The organism is Amycolatopsis sp. NPDC001319 (genome assembly GCF_042896185.1).
GTDB lineage: Bacteria > Actinomycetota > Actinomycetes > Mycobacteriales > Pseudonocardiaceae > Amycolatopsis.
Genome location: NZ_JBIAWY010000015.1, coordinates 1 through 14,448, shown reverse-complemented (window position 1 = coordinate 14,448; position 14,448 = coordinate 1). Strand labels below are relative to the sequence as shown.

Below are 14,448 nucleotides of genomic sequence, written 5' to 3'. Positions count from 1 at the left end.
CCGCTGGGACGCGCCCGTCTGCACGCACCGCACACGGGCCGTCCCGCCCTGCGCTCACCGTCCGAAGTGGATCCGCGCCCCAGGATTTCGATCGGGACCAGCATCGGGTCCAACGGTTGACAAATGGTCATACCATAGGTCCATACTGCTCGGACCGAACGGCCCGCGGCCTCAGGCACCGGGCCCCTCGGCACCCGAAGCTCCGCGACAGTTCCGCACTCACATCGTGGTGAGCCCGCCTTGTTCCCGGCGGCGGTCCGCTCACCGAAGGGAACCGCAATGCTCAAGAGGCGAAGCACCCGACGGACCGTCTCGGCCGTCCTCGCCGGCGGCCTGGCGTTGACGATGGCCGCCGCGTGCGGCTCCGGCGCGGCCAGCTCCACCGACGCGGCCCAGACGACGGCCGACCAGCGCAACCCCCAGCAGCTCGCCGAGGTCGCGGCGAGAGAAGGCGAGGTGGTCTGGTACACCACGTTCGCCGACGCCGACGTCGCGCCGATCATCGCGTCGTTCAACAAGGTCTACCCGAAGGTCAAGGTCAACGCGCTGCGGCTGAGCGCCGACAAGATCCCGCCCCGCGTGATCACCGAACAGCGCGGCGGCAAGTTCAACGCCGACGTGGTCTCCGGTGACTCCCCGCAGATCGCCCAGCTCCTGCAGGCGGGCGCGATGCAACCCTACAAGCCGGTCGACGCCGCGCCGCTGCCCGCCGGGCTCAGCCTCCCCGACGGCTACCAGGGTGTCGTGTACGCCGTCACCACCGTGCTCTCCTGGAACCCGCAGGTGCTCAGCCAGAAGGGCCTGACCGCGCCGAAATCCTGGGAGGACCTCACGAAGCCCCAGTGGCGCGGCCAGTTCTCGATCGACCCCGGCGCGGTCAACTGGTACGACAGCCTCATCGCCGCGATGGGCCACGACAAGGCCCTGGCGCTGCTGAAGGGGCTCGGCGACAACTCGCCGGTGTTCGTCGAGAGCCACACCCAGTCGCTGACCAACGTGCAGGCCGGCGAGCCGCTCGCCGCCGCGACCGCATACGGCTACAAAGCTTCCAGCCTCAAGAAGAAGACGCCGAACACCCTGGACTTCGTCAACGGCACGCCATTGCCGGCGTCGCTGAACCTCATCGACGTCGTGAAGAACTCGCCGCACCCCAACGCCGCCCGCCTCTTCGACGACTGGATGGTCTCCAAGGCCGGGCAGCAGGAGATCGTCGACGTCACCAACCACACGTCGGTCCGCCCGGACGTCACCAACGACGCACAGGTGTGGGACGAGACGAAGTGGCCGGCCGCCTGGGGCCACCCGAACCTCTCGCAGGCGGACTACAACAACGAGCTCGCGGAAATGAAGTCGGCTCTGAAAGCGCCGTGACCCCCGACGGCGGACACCGCCGGCGAAAGGACCCCCGATGACCCTGCTGGACACCCGACCCCCCGATCCGGCACCCCACGAGACCGTCCGGCCCGCGAAGACCTCGCGGTCCTGGCGCTCCCTGCTGCAGCCGCGCTACCTCACCCTCGCCGTGGCGGCGATCGCGGTGGCCTACCTCGCGCTGGTGCCGGTCGGCACGATGATCTACGCCAGCCTGCAGACGTCGTTCCTCGGCACCGGCGTTTCGACGTGGACCCTGCGCAACTACGCCACGACCTTCACCGCCGACGGGTTCGGCACGCTGGTGCTCAACTCGTTCCTCTACGCGGGGCTCACCGCGATCGTCTGCACGGTGATCGGGTTCGGGCTCGCGTGGCTGGTCAGCCGGACCAACACCCCGTGCAAGACGTTCGCACAGCTGGCGGCGCTCGTTCCGCTGATCGTGCCGGGGATCCTCAACACGGTGGCGTGGGCGCTGCTGCTCTCCCCCGAACGCGGGCCGCTCAACGGGGTCCTGCGGTCGGTGGGGCTGCCGGCGTTCAACATCTACTCGATCGCCGGCATGGTGTTCGTGCAGTCCATCCACGTCGCGCCGGTCGCGTTCCTCATGGGCACGGCGGCGTTCAGCTCGATGGACTCCTCGCTGGAGGAGGCCTCGCTCGCGTCGGGCGCCTCCCCCGTGCGCACGTTCCGGGTGATCACGCTGCGGATGGCCCGGCCGGCGATCCTGTCGGCCGCGCTGCTGATGTTCATCCAGACCATCTCGACGTTCGAGGTGCCGCAGCTGATCGGCGTGCCGGGCCACACGTACGTGTTCGTCAGCCGGATCTACAGCGCGCTGCAGGCGTTCCCGGCCGACTACGGCACGGTCGGGGTGATCGGGGTGTTCGTGCTGGTGATCGCGTCGATCGGGCTGGCCCTGTCGCAACGGTTGAGCCGGCGCTCGGCCACGCAGACGATCACCGGCAAGGGGTTCCGCTCGACGGTGCAGGACCTGGGCAAGTGGCGCTGGGCGGGGCTGGCCGTGTTCATCCTGTTCTTCGTCATCGCCGTCGTGCTGCCCCTGGCCATGCTGATCTGGTCCTCGCTGCTGCCGGGTTACGAGCCGCCTTCGCTGAAAGCCCTGGGAGACCTGGGATTCGGCAACTACGCCCAGATCTTCCGGCAGCCGGCCCTGATCGAGTCGGTGCGCAACAGCGTCGTCACGGCGGTGAGCTCGGCGGTGATCGTCACCGCGCTGAGCGCCGTGGTCGCCTACCTCACAGTGAAGACGAAGATGTTCGGCCGCGGGCTGCTCGACGGGCTCGCGACGGTGCCGATCGCCGTGCCCAGCATCGTGATGGGCGTCGGCATCCTCTACTGGTACCTCGCCGCGCCGCTGCCCGTGCACCTCTACGGCACGCTGACCATCCTGGTCGTGGCGTTCGTGACGATCAGCCTGCCGTACGCGATGCGCTACCTCGTGCCCGGCATGGCGCAGATCAAGGACGAGCTCGAAGAGGCGGCCACCGCGAGCGGGGCCTCCTGGCTCCAGACGTTCCGGCGGGTGTTCATCCCGCTTCTCATGCCCTCACTGCTGGCGGCGTTCCTGTACACGATGATCGTCGCGTTCCGCGAGATCTCCGCGGCGATCTTCCTCTACTCCTCGGGGTCGGAGGTCGTGTCCGTGAGCATCTACGACCTCTACTCCAACGGGTCGTACCCGGTGGTCGCCGCGCTCGGCGTGGTGATGGTGCTGTTCCTGACGATCCTCGTCGCCGGTGTCCGCCTGCTCGGGCGCCGCTTCGGGATCCAGGGCGCGAATCAGAGCTGAGCAGACCCGACAACCACCGTAGGAGAAGGGATCCGAAGATGATCAGGCTGACCGGACTGACGAAACGGTTCCCGGGCCGGACCGTGGCCGCGAACGCGGTCGACGGGATCGACCTGGAAATCGCCGAGGGCAAGCTGGTGACCCTGCTGGGGCCCAGCGGCTGCGGGAAAACCACGACCCTGCGGCTCATCGCCGGGCTGGAACGCGCCGACGCCGGGTCGATCGAGCTCGACGGCAAGGTGGTCTCCGATCCGCGCAACGGGGTGTTCGCCGGCGCGCACCGCCGTCCGATCGGGATCGTGTTCCAGTCGTACGCGATCTGGCCGCACATGTCGGTGGTGCAGAACGTGATGTTTCCCTTGCGGGTCAACAAACCCCGGATCCGCGCCGCCGCAGCGCGCAAGAAGGCGCTGGACGCGCTCGACCTCGTGGGCCTGGCCGACTTCGCCGAACGCCCGGCCCCGGCGCTGTCCGGTGGCCAGCAGCAGCGGGTCGCGCTCGCCCGCGCCCTCGTGCGCGAGCCGAAGGTGCTGCTGCTCGACGAGCCGCTGAGCAACCTCGACGCCGGCCTGCGCGACCGGATGCGCGACGAGATCCGCGCCGTGCAGCAGCGGCTCGGCATCACCACGGTGTTCGTCACGCACGACCAGGACGAGGCCCTCGCGGTCTCCGACGACGTGGTGGTGATGAACAGCGGCTCGATCGTCGAACGCGGCCGGCCGCAGGAGATCTACACCCGTCCGCAGCAGGAGTTCACCGCGCGCTTCCTCGGGGTCTCCAACACGCTCACCGGCGTGGTCACCGAGGTGTCGGACGCGGGCGTGTGCGTGCAGGTCGGGCCCGGCCGGCTGGTCTGCCGCGCGGGCTCGGGGCTGAGCGCCGGCGACACCGTGAGCGTGTTCATGCGGCCCGAGAGTTTCGGGTTCTCCCGCAAGCAGCACGACGCCGAAGCCTGGAAGGGCACCGTGGAGTTCAGCATCTACCACGGCGACTGCTGGGACTACTACGTCCGGCTCGGCGACGACGTGCTGAAGGTCCGCGTCTACAAGGAGAAGGTCGGTCTCGCCCACGGCGACCCGATCTTCCTGCAGCCCGAGCCCGAGGACGCGATCGTCCTGCCCGCGCACTGACCCGAGAGGAGCACGGCCGCCGATGAGCGCCCCGTACCCCCTGTCCGAGCAAGCCCCCGGTGTCCCCGCCCCGCTGCCCGGGTTCGACTACCCGGCACCGCGGTTCCCGGGCTACCTGCTGCAGGAGCGCACCGACGATCTCGAGGAGCTGATGCCGCTCGCGCGGGCCCACGTGCGGCGCCGGTACGGGCGGTCCGCGCTCGGCGACGTCCGGCCCGGCGACGAGCTGCTCATCGTCACGTTCCCGCACCAGCACGAGCTCGTGTTCCAGGCCATCCGCGAGGCCCTGCTGGAGATCGGCGTCGCGAAGGTCGACCGCATCGACGTGACCGACCTCGGCATGGAGGTGAAGTCCTACAGTGCGGCCGAGGGGTGGCGGGAGATCACCGACCGGCTGCCGCCGATGATCGAGGAGGGCATCGAGTTCAACGTCGCCGCGGCGGCGCTGAAGCGGTTCCTCGACGACCGCCCCGGCTACACCGGCGTCTACGCGGGCGAAGCCGGGCGCTCACACTGGAAGCGCGCCGCCGGCAAGCGGATCCGGAACAACTGGGTGTACTCGACCTACGAGGACTTCATCTCCCGGGCCAACGGGATCCCCGACGAGATCTGGCGGACCGTGGACCTCATGGTGGTCGACGCGTTCCGCGACGCCGCCGAGGTCCGCATCACGAGTCCCGAAGGGACGGACCTCGGCTGGCAGGTGAGCGAGCAGCAGGCGGAGCTGTGGCCCAAGGGCGCCTACATCTCCGGGCACATCCTCGGCTCGACGATCCAGGGCATCCGGTTCGGCCACCCGGCGGAGACCTTCCTGCGTGAGGCGAAGACGCTGATGCCCACGCTCAACGGCGTGATCGGCGGGACGAGCAACCACACGGGCTACTTCCCGCACGCGTCGGTGACCATCGAGTCGGGGATGATCACGAAGATCGAGGGCGGCGGCCGCTACGGCGAGCTCTGGCGCGAGGTCGTGGAGCGCTACCGCGACACGCACTACCCCGGGTTCCCCTACCCGGGCTGGGCGTACTTCAACGACGCGTCGATCGGCACCAACCCCAAGAGCTACCGCCAGATCGAAACCCTGTGGAACTACAACGACTCCTGGACGAACCTGCCCGAGCGCGCCCAGGCCGGTGTGATCCACTTCGGCTTCGGCGCCGAGCACTGGGACCAGACCTTCCTCTCCTACGCCAAGGAGAACAAGTTGCCGACGATGCACTTCCCGCACGTGCACAACCTGTTCGCCACCTACGAGATCCGGCGGCGCAGCACCGGCGAGTGGGTCAAGCTGATCGACAAGGGCCGGATCACCGCACTCGACTCCGAGCGCGTGGTGCGGCTCGCCAGCAGCCTCGGCGGCACGCACCACCTGGAGTACGACTGGATTCCCGCGGTGCCGGGCATCAACTACCCCGGGGACTACCACCGGGACTACGCACCCGACCCGGTGTCGTGGATCCGCCGCGAGCAGAACGGGGAGTTCGCCCGGTGACCGCGCCCTTCTACCTGCCGGCCGGCGACGAGGTCGACCTCTTCCGCGCGGCCTACGACCAGCGCATCCCGGTGCTGCTCAAGGGACCCACCGGCTGCGGCAAGACCCGGTTCGTCGAGTACATGGCTTGGGAGATCGCGAAACAACGCACTGGAGCGCCGCCGGACGAGCCGCTGGTGACCATCACCTGTCACGACGACCTCACCGCCGCCGACCTCGTCGGCCGGTACCTGCTCTCGGCCGAGGGCACGACGTGGCTCGACGGGCCGTTGACGCGGGCCGCGCGCACGGGCGCGATCTGCTACCTCGACGAGGTGGTCGAGGCCCGCAAGGACACCACCGTGGTGCTGCACTCGCTGACCGACCACCGGCGGACGCTGCCGCTGGAACGGCTCGGCACCACCGTGGCGGCGCACCCGGACTTCCTGCTCGTCGTGTCGTACAACCCGGGCTACCAGGTCACGAGCAAGGATCTCAAGCCGAGCACGCGGCAGCGGTTCCTCGCCATCGAGTTCGGCTACCCGGACCCCGATCTGGAGGCCGAGATCATCGCGCACGAAGCCGGGGTGCCCGCGGACGTGGCCGAGGCGCTGGCCGCGCTCGGCGCCCGGATCCGCAACCTCGACGCCGCCGATCTCGTCGACGGCCCGAGCACCCGGCTGCTCGTCCACGCCGGCGCGCTGATCGGCCGCGGCGTCGCACCGCGGCGCGCGTGCGATCTCGCGCTCGTGCTGGCCACCAGCGACGACCGGGACGTGCAGGACGCCGTCCGGCAGGTGACGCACGCCGTGTTCGCGGCATGACGGCGACGCTCGCGCACCTGACCGAACTGACCGGCTCGCTCTCGCTGTACTACCGGGCGTTGTGCGGGCGCGGCTGCGAACTGGTGCCCTACGACGACGAAACCGAGCTCCGCCAGCGGCCCGACACCGCGACGACCGTGCGGCTCCCGTCGCACGTGCACTCGGGACCGTCGTGGTACCAGGTGGCGCTGACGCACCGGGCGCTGCACCACGAGCTCGGCACGTTCGAGCTCGACCTCGCCCGGCCGGAGCCGTTCTTCCGGCGGCTGCGCCCGGCCGGCCTGCGCGGCGGGCTCGACCGCTTCGCCGGCCTGTTCGGCCGGACGGCGCTCGCGGTCGAGGTGTTCACCGTGCTCGAAGACCTGCGCGTGGACACCGCGGCCCTGCGGCTGTTCCCCGGTCTGGCCCCGGTCTACGAGCGGGTGCGCGCCGATGAGCTGGCGACGCGGCCGGATCCGGCCGAGCTGCCGGCCCGCTCCGCGGCGGCCGAGGCGCTCGTCCGGCTGAGCCTCGGCGCCACCGCGATCCGGCTGCCGCTCTCACTGCACCCGGCGGTCACCCGGATGGCCGCCGTGGCGCGAGCGCTGACCGACCGGGCGTCCACTGTGGAATCGACGGCCGAGGCGGCGATCCGGTGCTACGGCGTGCTGGCGCGGCTGCCCAACCTCGCACCGGCGACGGGCGCGGGCATGGCAGTCGCGTTCACCGAGTCCGAAGTGGACGACGGGTTCACGCTGCCGGGTCAGGAGTTCCGGCTCGAAGGCGACGAGGTGTTCGACGTCCGGTTCGCGCCTGTGCGCTACCGCGACGTGCCCGGTCCGCGGTACCTCGGGTTGTCGGCTTCCGGCATGCCGCTCACCGAGGCGATCCTGCGGATGACCGGCGAGGAAGCGCAGGCGGCCGACGAGTTCACCGAACGCTCGCTGGCGGCCGAGAGCGGACAGGTCGACGTCACGACGGTCGAGCGGCCGCCGGAGCCACTGCCGCACGACCACGGCCCCGACCTGGACGACCACCACCACGGGGGAACCGGCCCCGTCCACGCGAACGGACGGCACGAGTTCACCTACCCGGAGTGGGACCACCGCGCCGGGAAGTACCTGACCGACTGGTGCCTGGTCCGCGAGAAGCGGCCCCGTTCGGGGCGCAGCGGCCGGGCGCACCGCGACTCACTCAAGCGCAACCGCGCGCTGCTGCCCGCGCTGACCGCTCAGCTGGAACGCATGGCGCCGCTCGGACGCCGCCGGCGCACCCGGCTGCGCCACGGCGACGACCTCGACCTCGACGCCTGCGTCGAGGCGATGGCCGACCTGCGGATCGGCCGGACGCCGGGCGAAGCAGTGTACAGCGCGCTCGAACCGGTGGCCCGCGAAGTGGCCGTCGCGTTCGCGCTGGACCTCAGCTCGTCGACGGCCGAACGCCTGCCCGAGCGCGACGACGGGATCCGCCGGATCCTCGACCTGGAGCGGGAATCGGTCGCGTTGCTCCTCGAAGCGGTGGAGCGGGTCGGCGACACCTACGGCATCTACGGCTTCTCCGGCACCGGCCGCGAGGACGTCGTCGTCTCGGTCGTGAAGTCCCTCGACGAGCGCCGCACCCCGGCGACCCTGCGCCGGCTCGACGGGCTCGTGCCGCAGCACACCACCCGGATGGGCCCGGCCATCCGCCACCTCACCCGCCGGCTCGCCGCGCACGGCGCGCCCTCGAAACTGCTCGTGCTCGTTTCCGACGGCCGCCCGTTCGACCTCGACTACGGGCAGCAGTACGGCGAGGACGCCGTGCTCGGCTACGCGCTCGCCGACACCACGCGCGCGCTCGCGGAAGCCCGGCGCGCCGGTGTCCGCCCGTACCTCATCACCGTCGACCCGGCGGGCGGCGACTACCTGCGGACGATGTGCGACCCCGACGAGTACCACGTGATCGCCGATCCGCGTGACCTGCCGGTGGCCCTCGCCCGGCTGTACGTCACCGCCCGGCGCGCGTAGCGGGAATCAGTGCCGCCGGGAATCAGTGCGGCCGGGAGAGGTCGCCCGGCCGGAACCCTTCCACCGTCGAGCTGACGAGCCCGTCGAACCGGTCCTTGTCCTCCCGCGGGTAGACCCAGCGCAACGCGGCCATCGACGCGGATCCCGTGAACCCGCGTTCGTAGAAGATCTTGCCGTCGCCCTGGTAGCCGGAAACCGAGTACCGGTCGCCCTCGACCTTCTGGTAGGTCACCTGTCCGCCGTCCGCTTCCACCGCGGCGACCGCGCCGGCCATCGCCTGGGCCGCGGACTTTGTCGAGTTGGCGCCCCAGACCGTCAGCGTCGCGTCGGCGTCGGAGCTGCTGAACGTCATCCCTTCCCCGTTCGGCGGGGCGTACGGGGTGGCGAGGTAGCTCTCGGAAATCAGCGCGGTGAACCCGAACCGCGGGTTCGTGTACGTCGGCCCCTGCGCGGACTGGCCAAGAGAGGGCGTCGTCGGCGCCTCGGAGACCGAGGTCGAAGGCGGCGGCGAAGCGGGAGGCGACGAGGCGGGCGCCGGTTTGCCGAGCATCGTCAGGAACTTCGGCAGCAGCAGGTCGCCGATCCCGTTGTAGGGCAGGGTCACGGTCTCTTTCCCGGACGCCGTGTCGCAGCCGAGGTCGTACCACTGGATCTCGAACTCGGCGCCGGTCGCAGTGAACCCGATGGCCGCGCCCGGTACATGGTCGGTGCCCGAGCCGCGGTCGGCCGCGTCGATGGTGACCTTCTCCCCCGCTCCGTCGATCGTGGGGACCCGGCAGAACCCGTTTTTCGTGACCGGCTCGAGCCGCTGGGTCAGCGTCCGCATCCCGGCCGCGGTCAGCACCTCGGGCCGGAACATGTCCTTCGGGCCGAGCACCTGTCCCGTGCCGAGGTCGACGTTCACCGTCTCGGGGAACCGCCAGGTCGTGTGCGACAGCACGTCCGAATCCAGATCGTGGTCGTACCGCACGGAAAGCAGGCTCGGGGTCCGCAGCAGGATCCGCGCCGTCGTGTGCGCCGCGGCCGTGTCCCCGCGCTCCTGGAACATCTCGCGATTGCCGGCCACCGCGTCGCGGATCGCCTTCAGCCGCTTGTCGACCGGGGCCCGCAACGCGTCGTTGATCCGTTGCCGGACGGCCGGATCCGGGCCGCCGGACACCTGGGGGAACTGGAGGTCGTAGGTGACCGGCAGCGCCGGATCCCGCCCCGACGTGGTCTGGAGGCTCACCGTGAGCGCCGCTGCCTGCGCGGGCGGATCGTCGTGGTTGGCGAAGATCGCCACTCCCCCGGCGACGAGCGCGCCGACGACCAGCACCGCCGCGGCGATCTTGCCGGCGATCACCGCGGTCGCGCCCACTCCGGACCCGGTGGCCGGCACTCCGCCGCCGACCCCACCCGCGATCCCGGCCGCCGTGCCGGCGCCGACCGGTGCGGCGGCCGTCCCGGCGGTGGCCAGGAGCGCCAACGGCGTCAGCGCCGTGAGCGCGGCGGCCGAGGTGGCCAGCCGCTTCCAGCCGCGCTTCTCCCAGTTCTTCCCGTAGGCCTTGCGCGCCACGGTTTCCAGCTCGCTCACGAACGCGTGCGCCGTGGCCGGCCGCCACGCCGGGTCCTTGGCCATCCCCCGCGCGATCAGGGGACGCAACGCCTCGGGCACCGCGTCCACGGGCACGGGCGCCGCCTGGTGCAGCGAGCGCAGCCCTTCGGTCGTGTCCGCCCGGAACGGCACCTGGCCGGTCACGCACTGATAGAACACGCAGGTCGCCGCGTACACGTCGGTGGCCGGCATTCCGGGCTGCCCGGACCACTGCTCCGGCGCCATGTACGACGGTGAGCCGGCCGTCAGCCCGTTGTGACCGTCCAAAGTGGCGAGTCCGAAGTCGACCAGCTTCGACTCGCCTTCCCGGGACACCAGCACGTTTCCCGGTTTGTAGTCCCGGTGGACCACCCCGGCCGCGTGGGCGTCGGCGAGGCCCAGCAGCGAGCCCTTCAGGATGGCCAGCGCCGACTCGGGGGCGAGCACGTTCTCCGCCGCCAGCAGCGCGCGCAGCGACACCCCGGGCACAGCCTCCATGACCAGCGCAGCGCCGTCCGGCGTCTCCACGAAGTCGAAGAGCCGGACCACGTGCGCGCTCCGGACGCCGGACAGCAGCCACGCCTCGCGCCGGAAGCCGTCCGCGATCCGCGCGTCGGCGAGGTATTCCGCGCGCAGGTACTTGATCGCCGCCATCCGCCCCGACGCGTCGTGCTTGGCCAGCACGACCCGCCCGAAGCCGCCGGTGCCGAGCACGTCGACCTCGGTGAACCCGGGCAAGTGCCAGGTGTCGACCATTCCCCGCCCCCTCCGCGAATCGCGGAGGACATCAGACCACGACCGGCGGTCCGGCACTACCGGAATGTGGCATTCAGTGCGAAACCGTCACACTCGCGGGTCACGCCGGCTCGGGCTCCTCCGCGCGGGCGGCGGCGTACCTGCGCACCGGGTTCGCCCGGCCGAAGTGCCCGACGGCGAAGGCCGCGGTCGCGAGCCCTCCGATCATGAGCGCGAGCACGGGACCGATCGCCGCCGCGACGCCCCCGATCACGGTGTCGCCCAGGGCCGGGCCGCCGCGTGAGGCCATCTGGTAGATCGCGGAAACCCGCCCGCGCAGCGCATCCGGCGTCTCGAGCTGCACCGCCGCCTGCCGGATCGTCGTGGCCATCGCGTCGAACGCGCCGAGCAACAGGCAGGCGACCAGCGCGACCACGAGCCCGGCGGCCCAGGCGAGCAGGACGGCGCTCAGGCCGTAGGCGATCGTCGACGCGAGGAGGACCTTGCCGAGCCGTTTGCTGCGGTCGACGACGCGGAAAACCGTGTACGTCGCGATGAGCGCCCCTGCCGACGGTGCCGCCGAGAGCAGCCCGTACGCCGTGGCTCCCAGGTGGAACCGGTCGATCGCCAGGGAGGGCAGAAGAACCCGGTAGCCCGCGAAGACGGTCGCCACCAGGTCGAGCAGCACCATCTGCCACACGATCCGTCTCCCCAGGACGAACCGGACCCCCTCCGCGAGCTGCTCCCGCAGCGTGATGTGCTCGCCCGCCCCGGGCAGGTGCGGAATCCGCAGCAGCGCCAAGGTGATCATCAGCAGCAGGTAGGTCACCGCGTCGACGGCGTACATCAGGCCCGGCCCGCTGACGGCGATGAGCACCCCGGAGAGTGCGGGGCCGAGGAGCACGGCGAGCTCCCGGGACGGGTTGAGCAGCGCGAAGGCCTGCGGCAGCTGGGCCCGCGGGACCAGGGCCGGGATCAGGGCTTGGCGCGCGGGCTGGTCGAAACTGGCGGCCGCGGTGGTGAGCACGACCGAGCCGACCACCTGCACGACGTCGGCGTGGCCGGTGAAGCTCGTCGCCGCGAGCGCGAGCGCCACGACCATGGCCACGGCTTGCGACCACTGGAGGAGCTTGCGCCGGTCCACCCGGTCCGCGTAGACGCCGGCCAAAGGGCTGAGCACCACGAGCGCCACGACCTGGGCGGCACCGACCAGCCCGGTCTGCGCCACCGAGCCGGAGAGTTCGTAGACCTGGTAGAGGTTGGCCGCGATCGTTCCCCGGCTGCCGATCTGCGAGAGGACGACACCGCCCCAGTAGAAGTCGAAGTCGCGATTGCGCAGGACCTCGGCGACCTTCATGACCGCCATATTGCCTGATGGTATGACCAAAAGTCCATGCTTGCCGCCGCGCGCCCGGCGGACCACAATGCGAAAGGTAAAATGGTCCGCCCAATCAGGAGGCTCGGTGTCGACGAAGACCACGACGAAGACCACCCACTACCACCAGCAGAAAGCCCGGCGGGCGAAGTTCCTCGAGGACTGGCGTGACAACCACCGCACGATCATCCGGAGCGAGGCCGTCACCCTCCAGCCGACCGCGCGGGGCATGCGCACCGGCGTCTACATGGGCGAGGACGGCGACAACCCGACGCGCTCCATCGACGCCCTCGTGCACGAGGTCGACCACGGCGTGGTCACCACGATTCACCGGCACTCCTGGGACGCCATGGTGCTGGGCGTCGGCGGCCGCGGCTGGATCGAGATCGACGGCGAACGGGTGGCCGTCGCCCCCGGCGACTCGGCCCACATCCCGGCGTGGGCGTGGCACCGCTCGGGCAACGACGGGGACGAGACGTTCCGCTACCTCACGTTCTCCAGCGAGCCGCTGCTCGCCACGATGGGCATGTCGATCCTCGACGACCGCGGTCACGAACCGGTCGAGAACCTCCCGGGCCGGCCCGACTTCAGCGCACCCGACGTGCCGGGAGACGACGCGTACGCCCGGCGCCTGCGCCGGCTCGGCAAAGAGCAGCAGAAGCGGCGCAGCGGCCGGCTCCACACCGACTGGGACGAGCTCGAACTGCTCAACACCCCGCGCGGCACCCGCACGACCTTCCTCCTCGACCGCGCCATCGGGTACCAGGCTTCCGGCATCACGATGGCGATGTTCGAGATCGGCCAGGGCCGGCAGCAGTCGATGCACCGCCACGCCGGCGAGGCCTGGCTGTACGTGCTGGAAGGCGAAGGCCACTCCTACCTCGGCACCGAGCCGGAGGGCGGAGAGAACCACCCGTGGAAGAAGGGCGACCTGATCGTGGTCGACCACTTCCTGTGGCACCAGCACTTCAACGACTCGAAGGAGAACACCGCGCGGGTCGTGCGCATCCACATGTTCGACAGCCTGCTGGAGACGATGCGGGCGCTGATGGATCCCGCGGTGCTCTTCGAAGAGCCGCCGGACCACATCCGCGACGCCCAGGCCGGCGACGTCAACACGGTCGTGTGGCCCGCCCTCGACCGGCCGTCCTGGCCGTGAGCGAGCGGACGCTCCCGCCCGGAGTCGTCGGACTGCACGCGCTGCCCTCGGACCACCACGACGGGCCGTGGGACTCGATGATCGTGCCGGCGGGCACCAAGGAGAGGCTGCTCGGCACCGCACTGCTCGTCCTGCGGCAGGGCCGGTTGCTCAGCGGACTCTCCGGCGCGCCGCACGGCCTGATCGTGCTGGCCGGTCCCCCGGGTACGGGAAAAACGACGCTCGCGCAGGGACTCGCGCAGGCCGCCGCACGGAAGATGGCCCCGCGCGGCGCCACCACGCTCGTCGAGGTCGACCCGCACGCGTTCCCGAGCGACATGCTCGGCGAAAGCCAGCGGGCCGTCTCGCGGCTGTTCCTCGACACCCTGCCGGAGATCGCCGCGCGGCGACCGCACACCGTGGTGCTGATCGACGAGGTCGAGGCACTCGCCGTGCGCCGAAGCTCGGCGTCGTTCGAAACCAACCCGGTCGACGTGCACCGCGCGACGGACGCCGTGCTGTCCGGTCTCGACCAGCTGCGCGCGCAGTGCCCGCACCTGGTTCTCGTGGCCACGACCAACTTCGTCGACGCGGTCGACGAGGCCGTGCTCTCGCGGGCCGACCTGGTCATGACCACCACGCTGCCCGACGACGAGGTCGTCGAGCGGATCGTGGCGTCCTCGCTGACCGAGCTGGCCGAGCAGTGGCCCGGGCTGATGCCGCTCGCCCGGGACGCCGACCTCCGCGCGGAGCTGGCCAAGGGCCTGCGGGGCCTCGACGGCCGGCGGGTGCGCAAGTCGATCCTCGCGGCGCTCACGGTGCGCACCGAGGTCGCCCTCGACCCGAACCTGCTCACCGCCGACGACCTGCGCCACGCGACGCAGCTCGAAGCCTGAGGTTCTCCGACGGACGCGGGGGGGGGGGGGGGGGGGGGGGGCCGCGCCCCCCCGGGGGGGGCGCCGGGGGGGGGGGGGGGTGGTGCCGGGGGGGGGGGGCGGGGGGGGGGGGCGGGGGGGCCCCGCGGGGGGGGGCG

General features: G+C 71.1%; 10 protein-coding genes. 8 read left to right on the top strand and 2 right to left on the bottom strand.

The genetic code is table 11. From position 1 onward, the window contains the following. The first annotated feature begins 279 nt into the window (after positions 1 to 279). Genes ACFY1H_RS40585 through ACFY1H_RS40560 form a run of 6 tightly spaced genes read left to right on the top strand, consistent with a single transcriptional unit; the run spans position 280 to position 8,594 of the window. Entirely contained in the window at positions 280 to 1,371 is a 1,092-nt protein-coding gene (locus tag ACFY1H_RS40585) for an ABC transporter substrate-binding protein (RefSeq protein WP_386955525.1), read from the top strand. 37 nt (positions 1,372 to 1,408) lie between these two features. Next, positions 1,409 to 3,184: an iron ABC transporter permease gene (locus ACFY1H_RS40580; RefSeq protein ID WP_366581743.1), complete on the top strand. Its 1,776-nt coding sequence runs from the start codon at positions 1,409 to 1,411 to the stop codon at positions 3,182 to 3,184. 38 nt (positions 3,185 to 3,222) lie between these two features. Next, positions 3,223 to 4,314 carry an ABC transporter ATP-binding protein gene (locus tag ACFY1H_RS40575; protein ID WP_366581742.1) on the top strand — a complete coding sequence of 364 codons (1,092 nt, stop codon included), beginning with the start codon at positions 3,223 to 3,225 and terminating at the stop codon, positions 4,312 to 4,314. A gap of 22 nt (positions 4,315 to 4,336) precedes the next feature. Then, a complete protein-coding gene (locus ACFY1H_RS40570; RefSeq protein ID WP_386955522.1) occupies positions 4,337 to 5,806 on the top strand; it encodes a hypothetical protein in 1,470 nt (489 codons plus the stop codon). Further along, positions 5,803 to 6,609 carry a CbbQ/NirQ/NorQ/GpvN family protein gene (locus ACFY1H_RS40565; RefSeq protein WP_386955521.1) on the top strand — a complete coding sequence of 269 codons (807 nt, stop codon included), beginning with the start codon at positions 5,803 to 5,805 and terminating at the stop codon, positions 6,607 to 6,609. The genes ACFY1H_RS40570 and ACFY1H_RS40565 overlap by 4 nt, the downstream gene beginning before the upstream one ends. Beyond that, positions 6,606 to 8,594: a nitric oxide reductase activation protein NorD gene (locus tag ACFY1H_RS40560; RefSeq protein ID WP_386955520.1), complete on the top strand. Its 1,989-nt coding sequence runs from the start codon at positions 6,606 to 6,608 to the stop codon at positions 8,592 to 8,594. The genes ACFY1H_RS40565 and ACFY1H_RS40560 overlap by 4 nt, the downstream gene beginning before the upstream one ends. A 22-nt stretch (positions 8,595 to 8,616) precedes the next feature. On the opposite strand, the gene ACFY1H_RS40555 is transcribed toward ACFY1H_RS40560, so the two are convergent. Further along, positions 8,617 to 10,923, bottom strand: coding sequence for a protein kinase (locus tag ACFY1H_RS40555; protein WP_386955518.1), 2,307 nt, complete (start codon positions 10,921 to 10,923; stop codon positions 8,617 to 8,619). Positions 10,924 to 11,023: 100 nt separating this feature from the next. Then, on the bottom strand, positions 11,024 to 12,268 hold the full coding sequence (locus ACFY1H_RS40550) for an MFS transporter (protein WP_366581737.1): 1,245 nt from the start codon (positions 12,266 to 12,268) through the stop codon (positions 11,024 to 11,026). 97 nt (positions 12,269 to 12,365) lie between these two features. On the opposite strand from ACFY1H_RS40550, the gene ACFY1H_RS40545 reads away from it, so the two are divergent. Beyond that, positions 12,366 to 13,436, top strand: a complete 1,071-nt coding sequence (locus ACFY1H_RS40545) for a cupin domain-containing protein (RefSeq protein ID WP_386955517.1) — start codon at positions 12,366 to 12,368, stop codon at positions 13,434 to 13,436. Further along, entirely contained in the window at positions 13,433 to 14,311 is an 879-nt protein-coding gene (locus ACFY1H_RS40540) for an AAA family ATPase (protein ID WP_386955516.1), read from the top strand. Before ACFY1H_RS40545 ends, ACFY1H_RS40540 begins: the two co-directional genes overlap by 4 nt. Positions 14,312 to 14,448: the final 137 nt, after the last annotated feature.

Bases quoted from the DNA above. Each gene is read 5' to 3' on its own strand.
- ACFY1H_RS40575 (WP_366581742.1), top strand. From the start codon at position 3,223: ATGATCAGGCTGACCGGACTGACGAAACGGTTCCCGGGCCGGACCGTG.
- ACFY1H_RS40560 (WP_386955520.1), top strand. From the start codon at position 6,606: ATGACGGCGACGCTCGCGCACCTGACCGAACTGACCGGCTCGCTCTCG.
- ACFY1H_RS40570 (WP_386955522.1), top strand. From the start codon at position 4,337: ATGAGCGCCCCGTACCCCCTGTCCGAGCAAGCCCCCGGTGTCCCCGCC.
- ACFY1H_RS40585 (WP_386955525.1), top strand. From the start codon at position 280: ATGCTCAAGAGGCGAAGCACCCGACGGACCGTCTCGGCCGTCCTCGCC.
- ACFY1H_RS40550 (WP_366581737.1), bottom strand. From the start codon at position 12,268: ATGGCGGTCATGAAGGTCGCCGAGGTCCTGCGCAATCGCGACTTCGAC.
- ACFY1H_RS40555 (WP_386955518.1), bottom strand. From the start codon at position 10,923: ATGGTCGACACCTGGCACTTGCCCGGGTTCACCGAGGTCGACGTGCTC.
- ACFY1H_RS40580 (WP_366581743.1), top strand. From the start codon at position 1,409: ATGACCCTGCTGGACACCCGACCCCCCGATCCGGCACCCCACGAGACC.